Source organism: Bacillus sp. 22475, from assembly GCF_052044835.1.
Lineage (GTDB): Bacteria > Bacillota > Bacilli > Bacillales > Bacillaceae_G > Bacillus_A > Bacillus_A cereus.
In genome coordinates this window covers 167,752-182,421 of sequence record NZ_JBQENW010000001.1, presented here as the reverse complement: position 1 = coordinate 182,421, position 14,670 = coordinate 167,752, and the positions used below count along the sequence as shown (strand labels likewise).

Below are 14,670 nucleotides of genomic sequence, written 5' to 3'. Positions count from 1 at the left end.
TTCATATGTACTATTTTTCAAATCCCCATATCTTTCACTCTATGTTCACATAGAGGTCACATCCACCTTTTATAGTATATGTATCGAAGCTGTTCCTCCCTAATTTATAAGACATTCCCCAGTGTCTTTGAATAGCTTCCATCCCTAATTAAATTGACATAAATTGTCCCCTTCCTTGACCATCTTATATATGATGGTCTTATTTTTTTGTCTTTCTATCTTTTATTTAAAACTCCCTCTCTCTTTCACTCTATATTCACACAGAGGTCACATCTACCTTTTATAGTATATGTATCGAAGTTGTTCCTCCCTAATTTATAAGACATTCCCCAGTGTCTTTGAACAGCTTCCATCCCTAATTAAATTGACATAAATTGTCCCCTTCCCTTGACCATCTTATATATGATGGTCTTATTTTTTTGTCTTTCTATCTTTTATTTAAAACTCCCTCTCTCTTTCACTCTATGTTCACACAGAGGTCACATCTACCTTTTATAGTATATGTATCGAAGTTGTTCCTCCCTAATTTATAAGACATTCCCCAGTGTCTTTGAACAGCTTCCATCCCTAATTAAATTGACATAAATTGTCCCCTTCCTTGACCATCCTATGTGATGGTCTATTTTATTTTCTAAACAAAAAATCAGTCTATCTGTACTTAAATAAAAACCTAAAAATTCAGAAAATATTGTCAAATTAAGTATTTTTTCGGTATAATTACTTTAGGAAGGAATTTCGCAAAAACAAAAGGGGGGATTTTATTGAAACAAACAAAAGCAATCTTAATCGCATTATTTCTAGGTCTAGTTGTTGGACTCACTCTAAATTTAGCCGCTCCATCTAGCTTTGAGCCACTAAATCAATATGTGTTCAACCCAATTGGTCAATTGTTTATTCGACTTATTAAAATGCTAGTTGTTCCTGTTGTGTTCATTTCTATCGTACTTGGTGCTGCCGGTCTTGGAGATCCGAAACAACTTGGAAGAATCGGTTTAAAATCAATTTCATTCTTTCTCGTAACAACTGCGGTTGCCATCTCTATAGCGGTTACATTTGCACTTATTATAAAACCAGGAGCTGGCGGTAATTTTAAAACAGAAGGTCTTAAGTATGAAGGTGCAAAAACTGAAACATCTTTCGTCGACACATTGCTAAATATCGTACCAGATAACCCAGCAAAAGCGATGGCTGACGGAAACATGTTACAAATCATTGCCTTTGCCGTATTGATTGGACTCGGTATAGCTATTTTAGGAAAACGAGTTCAAGGTATCCATTCATTACTTGAACAGGGCAACGAATTAATGATGTATCTCGTTAATCTCGTTATAAAATTAGCCCCAATTGGAACATTCGGTTTGCTCGCTTCATCCGTTGGTAAAATGGGGCTTGCAGGCGTCGCTGCGATGTTCAAGTATATGATTGTCGTTATGTTAGTACTCATTATTCACGGGATCTTTGTATATGGTGGCTTATTAAAGGTATTAGCAAAAGAAAGTATTGTTCGTTTCTTTAAACATTTCGGACCAGTAATGGCAATTGGATTTAGTACATCTAGCTCTAATGCATCGCTTCCATTTGCAATGAAAACAGCACAAGATAAACTTGGCGTTCCAAAAGCGATAAGCTCATTTGTACAACCACTAGGGGCAACTATTAATATGGATGGTACTGCCATTATGCAAGGGGTAGCAACTGTATTTATCGCTCAAGTATACGGAGTGGAACTTACATTACCGCAATTAGCTATGGTCGTATTAACTGCTGTACTAGCTAGTATCGGTACTGCTGGTGTACCAGGTGTTGGACTTGTAATGCTTACAATGGTTTTAAATCAAGTAAATCTACCAGTAGAAGGTATCGCTTTAATTATCGGTATTGACCGTATTCTAGATATGTCTAGAACAGCTGTAAACATTTCTGGGGATGCAATTTGCGCAATGATTGTCGCAAAATCAGAAGAAAAATATAATACTGATCAATCAGCAGCATCGTAAATCAAAAAAGGAGTGAATATATTCACTCCTTTTTTGATTTACTCCCTTTTTTAGAACGATATTCTTTCCCTTTATTATCATTACCAGTTTCAAATTCAGTGCTAAATTCCTGATTAAACTGGCCGGACTTTGGTGATCCTTGATTACCGCTCCCTTTACTACCGTTACGATTCGTCATATTTCTCCCTCCCTTCCTTGTATTAGTAGTATGGCGCTCTATCTTTTTTCATACACATTTTATTTTTTAACATCTATTACACACGAAAGAAGATCTTCCATATATAAGGAAGATCTTCTCTTTCATCACGTAAGCGTTTTCTTGTTTATAATCACTTAAATAAGTTTTTTGGAAATCGAAATCATTACATTCATTTCATCTTCTGAAAGTGTAGAGAATCTTTCTTGTAAATATTGTTTTTTCGCATCTTCCATTTTCGCAACTAAATCTTTCCCTTGTTCTGTAATCTCTAAATACACAACTCGGCGATCTGATGTAGAACGTGAACGAGTTACAAAACCTTTATTAATTAATTTTTCTGTAACAGCTGTAATATGACTATTCGACACATTTAATTCATTTGCTACACGCGATACCATTTCTTTATTCGTACGATTTAATATTCTCAGGACGATGAATTCATTCCACGGTATGTAACCACCGAATATTTTTCCGATATCATTACGCAATGTGCGAAACATAGCAAACACATTTGTCGATAGTTCTTCCATTAATTGCTCTCGATTTTGAGACAACTTTGACAGCTCCTTTTATTTCATTTAGTTAAATAAAAACCTTATTAATAATTTTACATGAAATCTTACTTTTTGTCACTTTATTTTCCCATAATTCGTAGTTTTTTAATATGTATTTCATGATAAAATGAAGTTAACTTCCAGAAAAAAGGGGTATTTTAATGCATGAGGAGGAGAAATTCTCAAATCTCAGCCTAAAAGATAAAACGATTATCATTAGTATTATTGCTCTTTTTCTCATTATAATTTTTGTATTTATATTTTTTGTATATGTAGGAGTCTTTCAAATTACAGGTATAGAGTATAGTTCACGTATTGCGTTACTTCTCTTTTTTTTATTAATCACTTTCTTAGACAGTATTACATTTTTCATCTTCAGTTTCTTCAAAGCGCTACTATATCCACTGACACAAAACATGCCAAATTGGATTTCTATTACTCTTTTCTCATTCATTGAAATTACACTAGATTGGTTCGTCATTCATACTGCTGATGATTGGATAGAAAGCGTACAAATGTCCAACATAGCTGAATTATGTGTCGTACTATTCTTTTTCCTCTTAAATAAATTATTAAGTGACGAGAAAGAGTAAGAATACAAGCTTTTCTATATAAAAATTGGTACAATGAAAGCAAATCTTACTAAAGAGGTGTTAATTATGAACTTACAACAATGGGCTGATAAAGGTATGTCCTTTGATACATATGTGAATGAAATGCAAGTAAACCAATACGAGCTACTACACATTTACAATAACTTTTTAATTCCAAATGAATTACTTCCTGTATTAGAAGAACGTCAAAATGACGGCTGGCGTGTTATCGTATTAACTGCTGATTGGTGTGGCGATGCTCTTTTATGCGTACCTGTTATGAAACGAATTTCTGAAGTTGCAAATATTGATATGAGTTTATTAATTCGCGATGAAAACTTAGAATTAATGGATCAATATTTAACAAATGGAACAGCACGTGCGATTCCAATCTTTATTTTCATTGATAAAGATGGTAATGAACAAGCCGTCTTTGGACCACGCGCTCCAAAAGTACAAGAATTAGTAACTTCAATGCGCGCTACATTACCTGAAAAAGAAGATCCAACTTTCGAAGAAAAACAAAAAGAAATGTATGCTAATTTCCGTGCTACATTAGCTGATGATACTTCTCTTTGGGAACATGTAATGGAAAGCATGATGGAAAAAGTAGTAAAATAAAAACCTGCCGAGCTCGGCAGGTTTTTTTATTACATAATGAAGAAATAGAATACCGCAGCTAAAATGAAACGGTAGTAAGCGAACGGTGTTAGCTTTACACGAGCTAATAATTTTAAGAACGAAACAATTGCAAGCATCGCAACAACGAATGCAGTTACAAATCCTGTTGCAAATAGCGTTACATCTGCCGAGCTTAATACATCCCAGCTTTTAATTAAATCTAATCCAGTTGCAGCTACCATCATTGGTACTGCTAAAATGAACGTATATTCAGCTGCCGCTGTATGCGACACGCGAGCTAATAAACCACCACTTATTGTAGAACCCGAACGAGAAAATCCTGGCCAAAGTGCTAAACATTGGAACATTCCAATTGTAAATGCTTGCTTATATGTAATTTCATCTAACGTTCTTGCTGTACTTGGTTTTGAAAACTTCTCAGCAACAATCATTAAAATACCACCAGCTACTAAACTAATGACAACTGGTCCTGGACCAAATAAAACCTTTTTAATTGCACTATGGAATAATACACCTAGTATGCCGGCAGGAATCATCCCAATAATAATATGTAATAAATTTAACGATGGCCCTTCTTTTACTTTTCCAATTCCAACCAACGACCATAATCGTTTCCAAAATACAACTACAACCGCTAAAATCGATCCCAATTGGATTACAACTTCAAAAACTTTCGCTCTCTCGTCTTCAAATCCAATTAAGTGTCCTGTTAAAATCATATGTCCTGTTGATGATACTGGTAAAAACTCTGTTAAACCTTCAACAGCACCCATGATTAAACCAATTAACCAATCAGCCACAAGTAGTGCCTCCTTAATAACAAATAATATGTAATTTTTTCACACCTTATCATAATACCTTATCCCTTTTCAAAGTGCATCCTTTTTTTATTGGCTTCATATGTTGTAGGCGCTTATTTCTTTTCTAATCTTTGATTAAATTGTATGATAGTAAGAGTTTGTTTTTTTATACGGAAAGGGGATTTTATGAAAGAAACTACTTCATTCTCACAAAAGTTAAAGCAATTTGTATTACTATTTTTTCCGATTTTCGTAACGCAAATGTCATTATTTGCGATGAGTTTTTTTGATACAACAATGTCAGGACATGCAAGTCCAACTGATTTAGCAGGTGTTGCAATTGGAACAAGTATATGGATTCCAGTTAGTACGGGATTAACAGGAATTTTAATGGCTACTACTCCCATTGTTGCACAGCTCGTTGGATCCAAGAAAAAGGAGGACGTTCCCCACGTTGTCATACAAGCGGTTTATTTAGCAATTTGTGCTAGCTTCGTTGTTATCCTCATCGGTTTCTTCGTCGTTTCACCTATTTTAAATGGCATGCGCTTAGAAGAACCTGTGGAACGTATTGCAGCGCAATTTTTAAGTATTATCGCAATAGGAATTATACCTTTATTCACTTACACTGTTTTACGCGGATTTATTGATGCATTAGGAAAAACTCGAACAACAATGATTATTACATTACTATCATTACCAATTAACGTAATATTAAATTACCTATTAATTTTTGGTAACTTCGGTTTCCCGAAGCTTGGTGGTGTCGGAGCAGCAATTGCTTCCACTGCAACATATTGGTGCATTTTAATTATTACAGTCATTATTATTCAGACGAAAGAGCCTTTTGCCTCTTTCAACATTTTCAAACAATTATACCGACCTTCTCTTTCGAGTTGGAAAGCATTCTTAAAACTTGGCGTCCCTATCGGATTTGCTATCTTTTTTGAAACGAGTATTTTCGCTGCGGTAACGCTCATGATGAGTAATTTTAGTACGACAACTATTGCAGCTCACCAAGCAGCTATGAACTTTGCTTCCTTGTTATATATGACTCCGCTAAGTTTAGCAATGGCAATGACTATTGCGGTCGGATTCGAAGTTGGAGCAAAACGTTACGATAATGCAAAACAATACGGACTGATTGGAATTGGATTAGCCCTTGCCTTTGCTTTATTATATTCGATTCTTCTCTACTTCTTTGATAATCAAATTGCTTCTATTTATACGACAGATGCAAAAGTTCATCATTTAGCAAAAGAATTTCTTATCTTTGCAATTTTATTTCAAATTTCGGATGCAATTGCAACCCCTGTACAAGGAGCTTTGCGTGGTTATAAAGATGTAAATGTTGCTCTAATTATGACTTTAATTGCTTATTGGGTAATAGGTCTACCACTAGGTTACATATTAGCAACGTATACAGAATGGGCCGCGAAAGGCTATTGGATCGGTCTTATTATCGGTCTAGCATTTGGCGCTGCCTTCCTACTTATCCGTCTCTTTCAAGTACAACGAAAATATACAACACAAAACAGCCGCTAATAATAAAGCGGCTGTTTTCTTTATGCATATTTTTTCTTGTAACGTATAATATAATGAAAAAGAAAGGTGGGTACATATGGACGACAAAGAAAAAAAGCAATCATTCGATGAAGAATTTGCCCCTGAAATTTCACCTGGATATCGGCAAGATGTACATAAGCCACCTAAATATAAAAACACTTCGTTTTTAATGGGCATTACCATTTTCGCTGCTGTATTACTCATACTTATCATTTTCGTTTATTTTTGATGAAAGGTGGCCTATTATATGAAGAAACAAGATTCCAATCGTTCAAAAAGAACTGTTAAAACACAAAAAGGATATGCAGGAGATTCTGTTCATACTCTTAAACAAGTCGAGCAAGGGAATTTATATATTGCTCAAAAAGAACTTGGTCAACAAAATGAAAATCTTTAAAGGCCCTTTATTCCTTGAGGGCCTTTTTATTCCGTATTAAGTAATACACCCCCAAATGTTCTATTGAGCAATGAATTTCCTTTATTGCACGCGCTGCTTTTGTTCTAGCACCATAAATATATTATTAACCTTTACAATTTTCACTTCATAATTCAATTTCATTTCGCTTTTCTTACCATTTTCAGTACCCGCAACGTACGCTACAGCTTGATAAAGAAAACTCTCATCGGTCTCTTCACGTATCTCCTCGTTTGTAAATTTATACTCTAAATCTTGAAAACGATTTGGATAATAATTTCCCATTAATTGTTCATACCCTCTATTTAAAAATAGTTCTTCACCTTTTCGTTTCACATCTTCTTTATTAGTAGACCCAAACACTGATAGTTGCTCGGTCACAAAATGCTCTCCTACCTTTTTCATTTCATTATGAGTTAAGTTTTCTATACTTTTGTTCTTTAACTCCTTATTTAACTCGTACTGATCAATCGGTTTAAAGGTAGCAAAAACCTCCTCTTTATATGACCAAAACAATACAAAAGCGATACATAGAGAAATGATTAACAGTCTTTTTTTCGTAATACTCCCGCCCTTCTTCATAATAATAGCTATATTTTAACATATAGAAAGAAAATTCTGATATCATAAAATAGAATAACTTAACTCAGAAACGAGGAACAATTATGGACTCTTACAAACATTATATAAAAGAAGCTTTGCCTAATCTTTCTATACATTCATATAAACAAAATGAAGAAGGATGGGATAATGTAGCAGTTATAGTAAATGATGAGCTACTGTTTCGTTTCCCACGAAAACAGGAATATGCGATGCGAATTCCGTTAGAAAAAGAACTATGCGCAATTCTCACTCAATCACTACAAGAAATCGAAGTTCCACAATATCACCTAATTTATAAAAATGAATCTGATGAGGTTCCTCTTTGTAGTTACTATACTCTCATTCATGGTGAACCATTAAAAACAGAAACAGTTGCCACGCTGGAGGATCCAGAGCTGAAAGCAATTATTACACAATTAGCTACTTTCCTTGCGGTACTACATAGTATTCCTTTATCCCAAGTTACAACGCTATGTTTCCCTATTGAAAAAACATGTACCTACTGGAAAGAGCTACAAACAAAATTAAACCAATATCTCACTACTAGCCTTACTTCATTACAGAAACTAGCCTTAAATCGCTTATTTGAAAATTTCTTTGCATGTTTAGCTACATCCACTTTTCAAAACACAATCATTCACGCTGATTTTACTCATCATCACATTTTATTTAACAAACGGAACAAAAGCATTTCAGGTGTTATCGATTTTGGTGATGCGCAAATTGGCGATCCTGCTTTTGATTTTGCAGGACTATATTATGATTTCGGACATGAGTTTACTACATCTGTATATGAACAGTACAGTACACTTATTTCTCATCATGATCCATTACTCATTCACCGCATTACTACCTTTTATCAATATAGTCCTTTACTACATAATATTATTTATAACTTTGAATCAGAGAATGAACTCGAATTCATTACAAGTACAGAACAACTAAAAACGATATTACAGGGATGAGATTACATTCTCTCCCTATATACTCTCTCCTCATACATCATTAACTTTTTATCCATTTCAACAATAACTTTATACAATTGAAATGCCTGTAAAATTTGCAGTTGAATTTCAAAAGGAGCATTTTGTTCTTTTAACCATTGAAATACTTTCGTTTCATCTTTCATTGATTATTCCTCCCTTTATCCCGCTATTTGCGGGTAGCCCGATTGACCCCCACTGATTAAAGTTTCACTTTATTAAAATCTGCTACAAATATACCGTAAATGATGAAAAGCTTTTCATGTCAATAACAAAAAAGGATGCAAAGTTGCATCCTTTAATGAACTATATTTTTCTTCTGTTTCGCTTCTTTCTTTACTTCTTCCCCTTGGCATTCACTACGAAACGCACAACTTATACACTCAGAACGAAAATGACGCTCTGTATAATGCTCAGGTTGCTGTAACATTTCTTTCATTCTAGATAAATCAGCCATTCCAGTTATAATATCTTCCTGTTTTGGAATGTACTCATACTTAGTTCCTTCTATTAAATTAATAACTTCAATTTTTCCTGGAAGAACGCCGAAAGCTTTATAACTGAATACTGTCATTAGCTTCTGACAAAGAGCAAGCATTTCCTCATCCGCATCGACAACATACTTTTTAATTACAAACGACTCAGCATTCCACTTACCAACTTCAAATGTCAATGACATGTGGACACCTAACTCTTCCATATATGTTTGAAACTTCTCGTATAAAAACAATGGTGGTGTCTGACTATCATCCCTTTCAACAAACTGTAATAAGTGATCCGTTAGCTTCGCTAATACAATATAGTACTCCGTCTTCGAAGCAAACATATTAATCCTTACTTTTTTCCAATACTTTTCTATTAATATTAAAAGTACAATTTTCGTTTGTTGACCCGCAGGTAGCGTGTAATACTCGTTAATAATTTGATTCACAATCATTTGCACTATTTGTTGCCATTCAAATGAAGAAGGTTCTCTTCTTTTTATATGACGAAAATAAAATTTATGCGGACACCGCATAAAATCATACAAATGATAATCTGTCATCGTTTTGATTGAGATTTTCTCATGCACTTGCTCTTCAGCTCCCTTCTGCCATTAAGAAAGGTGTTTTACAAATTCAGCTCCAAACTGTAAACATTTTTCTACATCTTCATCTTCTGGCGTTAATTCTACTTTTAGTCCTTCTAACACAACTGCTGCTCCGCGCTCTTGTAGCTTTTCTATTAAAATGTCAACCGCCACTCCGTATTTCGGATAAGCCGAATCACATGATCCGAATACTGCCGCTTTTTTCCCAGTTAAATCAATAGAATCCATTGCATCATAAAAATCTAAGAAATCATCAGGAAGATCACCATCTCCCCATGTGTATGCACCTAAAATAATTCCATCATACTGTTCCAATATAGAAGCTTCTGGTGAATCCATAATATCAATAACTTCAATTTCATTTTCTGTTTCACGAATTACGCCGGCAATATGGTCAGCCATTTCCTCTGTATTTCCACTCATACTTGCAAAAATCATTACTAACTTACTCAACTGAACCTCTCCCTTTACTTTGTATCTCTTTTTCTGTTTGAATGCTCTTCTTCTCATCTACATATTCAGACCGAATTACATTTCGTTGCCATTCCATATGCTGATCAACATCTTTATTTTTATCTTTTAAGCCCCTCCGTAGAAGGTGAAATTTTTTTCTCATTAACATGTCGCATCCATCCTATTGATAATAATTATCAATTTCAACTATATTTAGATTAATTGACATTGATTATCAATGTCAACAACTTTTTTAAAAAAATGATTAAAATGTACAAGCTTGTCCGTTAGCTATTCATATACTATAAATGAGCATAGTTCTTTCTCAGCCCTCTCTGACGGAAAGAAATAAAAGCAACTGCGATAGAGCGCAGTTGCCTTTTTTTGTTTTTCTATGATTTTAGTAATCTTATAGTCGTCTCTAAAAATAGCTCCACTCCACAAATTAATGCTGATTCATCCACGTCAAATTTCGGATGGTGATGTGGATAACAAGTATATATATTTTCATTACCTGTTCCTAATTTAATGAAACAACCGGGTGCTTTTCTTAAATATGCTGAAAAATCTTCCCCACCCATAGAAGGTTCAAGCTTCACAACACGCTCATTCCCAAACAAATGTAGTGCACTTTCTTCTACTATTTTCGTAATATATTCATCATTAATAACCGGATCATATCCATATCGATACGTATATGTATACGATCCTCCATGTGCTTCTGTAATTCCTTTCACAATTTTCTCGATTTTTCCTTCTGCTTCCACCCTCAATGCTTGATTAAATGAACGAACAGTTCCCATTAAAGTTGCTGTACTAGGAATAATATTGTCTGCCACTCCCCCATGAAACTGCGTAACTGAAACGACTCTTTGCATGAAAGCACTTGTATTTCTAGATACGATATGTTGTAGATTTGTAATAATCTGCGCTCCGATAGCGATAGGATCAATCGTTTCTTCTGGCCGCGCCGCATGCCCTCCTTTGCCTTGGATTTCAACTGTAAATACGTCTGGTGCTGCCATCATCGGTCCATATACAATTCCTACCTTCCCACTTTCCAAGCCAGACATAACATGTAAACCTATTACATAATCAACACCGTCCATAACACCCGCCTCAACCATTTCTTGTCCACCACCAGGGTATACTTCTTCTGCATGCTGAAAGAATAGACGAATTTCCCCTACAAACTCTTCCTTCATATTATTAAGCACCTCTGCAGTGCTTAATAATATAGCTGTGTGAGCATCATGCCCACATGCATGCATCATTCCTTTATTCACAGATGTATAAGATTTACTTGTCTCCTCTTGAATTGGTAAAGCATCTATATCAGCTCGAATCGCAATTACTTTCCCTTGCTTCACACCTCTTTTAATTGCTAGTACACTATACTTCGTCGGCCTCGTTACTTCAAAAGAAGAAAATGAGCATAATGTATCATATATAAATTGCGAAGTTTCTTTTTCATGAAATGATAATTCCGGATACTTATGAAAATGCCTTCTCCATTTCACGATATTTTCTTCCGAAATTAGATTCTTCCACACTCTATTCATGATAATTTCCTCCTTTTCAAAAGAACTAGAAATTTTAAATTTTACTCCGTCTTAAATGATTAATAAAAACAAATACTGCATTTTTACGTATTCTTATAGTCCACTTTTATGTATTCACACAATCCACTTTCTATTTACATGTCAAACCCATTACAAATTCATGCTGAATGTAATATAATTGCTAAGTTAGGGATTTTCTTTTTTAGTATTTAGTGCTAATATCAGAAAAGAGCCTTTTGACTTATTTTTACCTAAAATGTGGGATTTTGTTTTTTTCACAATAATGTAGGACATGATACCTACAAAGAGCTATTATTTCATTAAGAGAGGGAAAGACATGGAAAGATTAAAAGAGATATGGTCTCGACCACTCACACAATGGGTTGCAAAGACGGTTTATTATCTTGCAATTTTATTTGCATTACTTTGGTTGTATGGATTCCATGATACAAACACAAGTACATTTATTTACAATGAATTCTAGGGTGGGAACGTTATGAAGTTATTAGAACAAATTGAAAAGTGGGCTATTGAAACGCCTGATCAAACCGCTTTTGTTTGGCGAGATGCGAAAATTACGTACAAACAATTAAAGGAAGATTCTGATGCGTTAGCACATTGGATTTCTTCTGAGTATCCAGACGATCGTTCACCAATTATGGTGTATGGCCATATGCAACCTGAAATGATTATTAACTTTTTAGGATGTGTAAAAGCTGGACATGCTTATATTCCTGTAGATTTATCTATCCCAGCTGATCGTGTACAACGTATCGCTGAAAATTCTGGTGCGAAATTACTTTTATCGGCAGCAGAAGTAACTGTAACTGATTTACCAGTTCGCATCGTAAGTGAAGACAACTTAAAAGATATTTTCTTTACTCATAAAGGGAAAACTCCAAATCCTGAACATGCGGTAAAAGGTGATGAGAACTTCTACATTATTTACACATCAGGAAGCACAGGTAATCCGAAAGGGGTTCAGATTACTTATAACTGCCTTGTAAGCTTTACAAAATGGGCTGTAGAAGATTTCAACTTACAAACAGGGCAAGTATTCTTAAACCAAGCACCTTTCTCATTCGATTTATCTGTCATGGATATTTACCCATCATTAGTAACAGGTGGTACACTTTGGGCAATCGATAAAGATATGATTGCACGTCCAAAAGACTTGTTTGCTTCTTTAGAGCAATCGGATATACAAGTATGGACTTCTACACCTTCTTTTGCTGAAATGTGTTTAATGGAAGCATCTTTCTCTGAGAGTATGCTACCAAACATGAAAACATTCTTATTCTGCGGTGAAGTGTTACCAAATGAAGTGGCTAGAAAATTAATTGAGCGTTTCCCAAATGCAACAATTATGAATACTTACGGTCCAACAGAAGCTACTGTTGCTGTCACAGGTATTCACGTTACAGAAGAAGTACTTAATCAATACAAATCACTTCCAGTTGGCTACTGTAAATCAGACTGTCGCCTTCTTATTATGAAAGAAGATGGCACGATTGCACCTGATGGTGAAAAAGGTGAAATCGTAATTGTCGGTCCAAGCGTAAGCGTTGGATATTTAGGAAGCCCTGAATTAACAGAAAAAGCATTTACTATGATTGACGGTGAGCGCGCCTATAAAACAGGTGATGCTGGCTATGTTGAAAATGGTCTTCTATTCTATAATGGTCGTCTTGATTTCCAAATTAAGCTTCATGGTTATCGAATGGAATTAGAAGAAATTGAGCATCACCTTCGTGCGTGTTCTTACGTAGAAGGAGCAGTTATTGTTCCAATTAAAAAAGGTGAGAAATACGATTATTTATTAGCGGTTGTTGTTCCTGGAGAGCATTCGTTTGAGAAAGAATTCAAATTAACATCTGCAATCAAAAAAGAACTCAATGAGCGATTACCAAACTACATGATTCCACGTAAATTCATGTATCAATCTTCTATTCCAATGACACCAAATGGAAAGGTAGATCGCAAAAAATTATTGAGTGAGGTTACAGCATGACCGCATATGGATCATTTTATTTTTTCGCTATAGTGGGCATTTTATTAATACCTACTATCATAGCTGGATTAAAAGGTAAAATGTTGCGTAAATATAATGCCGTTTTAACATTAGTCATGCTTGCTATTATCTTCTCAGATAAACCAAAGCAAGCAATGATGTTAGCTACATTTATTATTTGGCAATATGTCCTTATTAAAGGCTATTTAATTTTAAGAAAACAAAATAATAGTACATTCACATTTTGCATAGCTGTTATTTTATCGATTTTGCCTCTTATTTTGGCAAAAATCGCACCATTTGCATCGTTATTACCTGAGTTAAAACTTGTTGTTTTTCTAGGTATATCTTACGTAACATTCAGAGCAGTTCAAATGGTATTTGAAGTTCGCGATGGTTTAATTAAAGAGCTTTCTTTCTTTAACTTCTGGGAATTCGTTTTATTCTTCCCTGCGATTTCAACAGGACCTATCGATCGTTACCGAAGATTCCAAAAAGATATTCAAAAGCCACCTAGCGCTGAAGAATATCAAAATTTACTATATACAGGACTAAATCGTATTTTCCAAGGTTTCTTGTATAAATTTATTATTGCTTACTTAATAAAGCAATATTGCATGGATCCAGCATTCGCTCAACACGATACAATCTTTTCAAATATGATTTACATGTATAGCTATAGCTTATATCTATTCTTTGATTTTGCTGGTTATAGCTCTTTTGTAATTGGTGTAAGTTATATGATGGGAATTAAAACGCCAGAAAACTTTAATAAGCCATTCCTTAGTCGTAATATTAAAGACTTCTGGAACCGCTGGCACATGAGTTTATCATTCTGGTTCCGTGATTTTATTTACATGCGTTTCGTCTTTTTTGCAACGAAGAAAAAGTTAATTAAGAACCGTTACACAATTTCGTATATCGGTGCATTTTTAAACTTTTTCATTATGGGAATTTGGCATATCCAAGGAAGCGCTGTTGCGCAATATATTATTTATGGTCTATATCATGCCGCACTGTTTATTTTATTCGATATTTTCGAACGAAAAAACAAGAAGCATAAGTTTTGGCCAAACAATAAATTCACACGCATCCTTGCGATTGTAATTACGTTCCACGTTGTATGTTTCGGTTTCCTAATCTTCTCTGGACACCTTAACAGATACTTTTAATGCACCCTTCTTATTCCATTAAGAAGTTGC

19 protein-coding genes are annotated in these 14,670 nt (G+C 34.6%); 10 read left to right on the top strand and 9 right to left on the bottom strand.

Annotated elements, in window-relative coordinates; genetic code table 11:
* The first annotated feature begins 761 nt into the window (after nucleotides 1-761).
* A complete protein-coding gene (locus ACTJJY_RS01000) occupies nucleotides 762-1,997 on the top strand; it encodes a dicarboxylate/amino acid:cation symporter (protein WP_440604807.1) in 1,236 nt (411 codons plus the stop codon).
* Between the two features lie 22 nt (nucleotides 1,998-2,019).
* Here the strand turns inward: ACTJJY_RS01000 and ACTJJY_RS00995 are convergent, their stop codons facing one another.
* Nucleotides 2,020-2,175 (bottom strand): hypothetical protein, encoded by a 156-nt coding sequence (locus ACTJJY_RS00995; protein ID WP_000184928.1) that lies wholly within the window; start codon nucleotides 2,173-2,175, stop codon nucleotides 2,020-2,022.
* 155 nt (nucleotides 2,176-2,330) lie between these two features.
* Nucleotides 2,331-2,750 (bottom strand): MarR family winged helix-turn-helix transcriptional regulator, encoded by a 420-nt coding sequence (locus ACTJJY_RS00990; protein ID WP_000081434.1) that lies wholly within the window; start codon nucleotides 2,748-2,750, stop codon nucleotides 2,331-2,333.
* A gap of 161 nt (nucleotides 2,751-2,911) precedes the next feature.
* Between ACTJJY_RS00990 and ACTJJY_RS00985 the strand changes: the two genes are divergently transcribed.
* Both ACTJJY_RS00985 and ACTJJY_RS00980 read left to right on the top strand, forming a co-directional pair.
* Nucleotides 2,912-3,343, top strand: coding sequence for a YrvL family regulatory protein (locus ACTJJY_RS00985; RefSeq protein ID WP_440604806.1), 432 nt, complete (start codon nucleotides 2,912-2,914; stop codon nucleotides 3,341-3,343).
* A gap of 33 nt (nucleotides 3,344-3,376) precedes the next feature.
* Nucleotides 3,377-3,964 (top strand): thioredoxin family protein, encoded by a 588-nt coding sequence (locus tag ACTJJY_RS00980; protein ID WP_440604805.1) that lies wholly within the window; start codon nucleotides 3,377-3,379, stop codon nucleotides 3,962-3,964.
* Nucleotides 3,965-3,993: 29 nt separating this feature from the next.
* Here ACTJJY_RS00980 and uppP read toward each other — a convergent pair whose 3' ends face one another.
* A complete protein-coding gene (gene uppP / locus ACTJJY_RS00975) occupies nucleotides 3,994-4,785 on the bottom strand; it encodes a bacitracin resistance undecaprenyl-diphosphatase (protein WP_098613088.1) in 792 nt (263 codons plus the stop codon).
* A 186-nt stretch (nucleotides 4,786-4,971) separates the two neighbouring features.
* Between uppP and ACTJJY_RS00970 the strand changes: the two genes are divergently transcribed.
* The 3 genes from ACTJJY_RS00970 (at nucleotide 4,972) to ACTJJY_RS00960 (ending at nucleotide 6,748) form a co-directional block, all read left to right on the top strand.
* Nucleotides 4,972-6,330, top strand: coding sequence for an MATE family efflux transporter (locus ACTJJY_RS00970; RefSeq protein WP_440604804.1), 1,359 nt, complete (start codon nucleotides 4,972-4,974; stop codon nucleotides 6,328-6,330).
* A 76-nt stretch (nucleotides 6,331-6,406) separates the two neighbouring features.
* Complete coding sequence (locus ACTJJY_RS00965) at nucleotides 6,407-6,580, top strand: hypothetical protein (RefSeq protein WP_000341062.1); 174 nt, start codon at nucleotides 6,407-6,409, stop codon at nucleotides 6,578-6,580.
* 18 nt (nucleotides 6,581-6,598) lie between these two features.
* Complete coding sequence (locus tag ACTJJY_RS00960) at nucleotides 6,599-6,748, top strand: hypothetical protein (RefSeq protein WP_000743742.1); 150 nt, start codon at nucleotides 6,599-6,601, stop codon at nucleotides 6,746-6,748.
* An 81-nt stretch (nucleotides 6,749-6,829) separates the two neighbouring features.
* Here ACTJJY_RS00960 and ACTJJY_RS00955 read toward each other — a convergent pair whose 3' ends face one another.
* Nucleotides 6,830-7,348, bottom strand: a complete 519-nt coding sequence (locus tag ACTJJY_RS00955) for a biotin transporter BioY (RefSeq protein WP_440604803.1) — start codon at nucleotides 7,346-7,348, stop codon at nucleotides 6,830-6,832.
* Nucleotides 7,349-7,431: 83 nt separating this feature from the next.
* Between ACTJJY_RS00955 and ACTJJY_RS00950 the strand changes: the two genes are divergently transcribed.
* The gene (locus ACTJJY_RS00950) at nucleotides 7,432-8,334 is read left to right on the top strand and encodes an aminoglycoside phosphotransferase family protein (protein WP_440604802.1); all 903 of its coding nucleotides are present in this window, start codon (nucleotides 7,432-7,434) and stop codon (nucleotides 8,332-8,334) included.
* A gap of 2 nt (nucleotides 8,335-8,336) precedes the next feature.
* Here the strand turns inward: ACTJJY_RS00950 and ACTJJY_RS00945 are convergent, their stop codons facing one another.
* From ACTJJY_RS00945 to ACTJJY_RS00925, 5 genes are all read right to left on the bottom strand, one after another.
* Nucleotides 8,337-8,498 (bottom strand): hypothetical protein, encoded by a 162-nt coding sequence (locus ACTJJY_RS00945; RefSeq protein WP_000651086.1) that lies wholly within the window; start codon nucleotides 8,496-8,498, stop codon nucleotides 8,337-8,339.
* Between the two features lie 152 nt (nucleotides 8,499-8,650).
* Complete coding sequence (locus tag ACTJJY_RS00940) at nucleotides 8,651-9,424, bottom strand: hypothetical protein (protein WP_440604801.1); 774 nt, start codon at nucleotides 9,422-9,424, stop codon at nucleotides 8,651-8,653.
* A 24-nt stretch (nucleotides 9,425-9,448) separates the two neighbouring features.
* On the bottom strand, nucleotides 9,449-9,895 hold the full coding sequence (locus tag ACTJJY_RS00935) for a flavodoxin (protein WP_000041153.1): 447 nt from the start codon (nucleotides 9,893-9,895) through the stop codon (nucleotides 9,449-9,451).
* Nucleotides 9,888-10,064 carry a hypothetical protein gene (locus ACTJJY_RS00930; protein WP_000929009.1) on the bottom strand — a complete coding sequence of 59 codons (177 nt, stop codon included), beginning with the start codon at nucleotides 10,062-10,064 and terminating at the stop codon, nucleotides 9,888-9,890. The genes ACTJJY_RS00935 and ACTJJY_RS00930 overlap by 8 nt, the downstream gene beginning before the upstream one ends.
* Before the next feature lie 223 nt (nucleotides 10,065-10,287).
* Entirely contained in the window at nucleotides 10,288-11,457 is a 1,170-nt protein-coding gene (locus tag ACTJJY_RS00925; protein ID WP_440604800.1) for an amidohydrolase, read from the bottom strand.
* A 337-nt stretch (nucleotides 11,458-11,794) separates the two neighbouring features.
* On the opposite strand from ACTJJY_RS00925, the gene ACTJJY_RS00920 reads away from it, so the two are divergent.
* The 3 genes from ACTJJY_RS00920 to dltB are packed head-to-tail and all read left to right on the top strand — an operon-like array spanning nucleotide 11,795 to nucleotide 14,640.
* A complete protein-coding gene (locus tag ACTJJY_RS00920; RefSeq protein ID WP_000440293.1) occupies nucleotides 11,795-11,941 on the top strand; it encodes a teichoic acid D-Ala incorporation-associated protein DltX in 147 nt (48 codons plus the stop codon).
* Nucleotides 11,942-11,953: 12 nt separating this feature from the next.
* On the top strand, nucleotides 11,954-13,468 hold the full coding sequence (gene dltA, locus ACTJJY_RS00915; protein ID WP_440604799.1) for a D-alanine--poly(phosphoribitol) ligase subunit DltA: 1,515 nt from the start codon (nucleotides 11,954-11,956) through the stop codon (nucleotides 13,466-13,468).
* Nucleotides 13,465-14,640, top strand: coding sequence for a D-alanyl-lipoteichoic acid biosynthesis protein DltB (gene dltB, locus ACTJJY_RS00910; RefSeq protein WP_065228503.1), 1,176 nt, complete (start codon nucleotides 13,465-13,467; stop codon nucleotides 14,638-14,640). Before dltA ends, dltB begins: the two co-directional genes overlap by 4 nt.
* Nucleotides 14,641-14,670: the final 30 nt, after the last annotated feature.

What these genes read in the sequence shown, in the direction of transcription:
- ACTJJY_RS00995 (WP_000184928.1), bottom strand. Translation starts at nt 2,175, where the DNA reads ATGACGAATCGTAACGGTAGTAAAGGGAGCGGTAATCAAGGATCACCA.
- ACTJJY_RS00985 (WP_440604806.1), top strand. Translation starts at nt 2,912, where the DNA reads ATGCATGAGGAGGAGAAATTCTCAAATCTCAGCCTAAAAGATAAAACG.
- ACTJJY_RS00980 (WP_440604805.1), top strand. Translation starts at nt 3,377, where the DNA reads ATGAAAGCAAATCTTACTAAAGAGGTGTTAATTATGAACTTACAACAA.
- ACTJJY_RS00970 (WP_440604804.1), top strand. Translation starts at nt 4,972, where the DNA reads ATGAAAGAAACTACTTCATTCTCACAAAAGTTAAAGCAATTTGTATTA.
- ACTJJY_RS00965 (WP_000341062.1), top strand. Translation starts at nt 6,407, where the DNA reads ATGGACGACAAAGAAAAAAAGCAATCATTCGATGAAGAATTTGCCCCT.
- ACTJJY_RS00960 (WP_000743742.1), top strand. Translation starts at nt 6,599, where the DNA reads ATGAAGAAACAAGATTCCAATCGTTCAAAAAGAACTGTTAAAACACAA.
- ACTJJY_RS00955 (WP_440604803.1), bottom strand. Translation starts at nt 7,348, where the DNA reads ATGAAGAAGGGCGGGAGTATTACGAAAAAAAGACTGTTAATCATTTCT.
- ACTJJY_RS00950 (WP_440604802.1), top strand. Translation starts at nt 7,432, where the DNA reads ATGGACTCTTACAAACATTATATAAAAGAAGCTTTGCCTAATCTTTCT.
- ACTJJY_RS00945 (WP_000651086.1), bottom strand. Translation starts at nt 8,498, where the DNA reads ATGAAAGATGAAACGAAAGTATTTCAATGGTTAAAAGAACAAAATGCT.
- ACTJJY_RS00930 (WP_000929009.1), bottom strand. Translation starts at nt 10,064, where the DNA reads ATGTTAATGAGAAAAAAATTTCACCTTCTACGGAGGGGCTTAAAAGAT.
- ACTJJY_RS00925 (WP_440604800.1), bottom strand. Translation starts at nt 11,457, where the DNA reads ATGAATAGAGTGTGGAAGAATCTAATTTCGGAAGAAAATATCGTGAAA.
- ACTJJY_RS00920 (WP_000440293.1), top strand. Translation starts at nt 11,795, where the DNA reads ATGGAAAGATTAAAAGAGATATGGTCTCGACCACTCACACAATGGGTT.
- dltA (WP_440604799.1), top strand. Translation starts at nt 11,954, where the DNA reads ATGAAGTTATTAGAACAAATTGAAAAGTGGGCTATTGAAACGCCTGAT.
- dltB (WP_065228503.1), top strand. Translation starts at nt 13,465, where the DNA reads ATGACCGCATATGGATCATTTTATTTTTTCGCTATAGTGGGCATTTTA.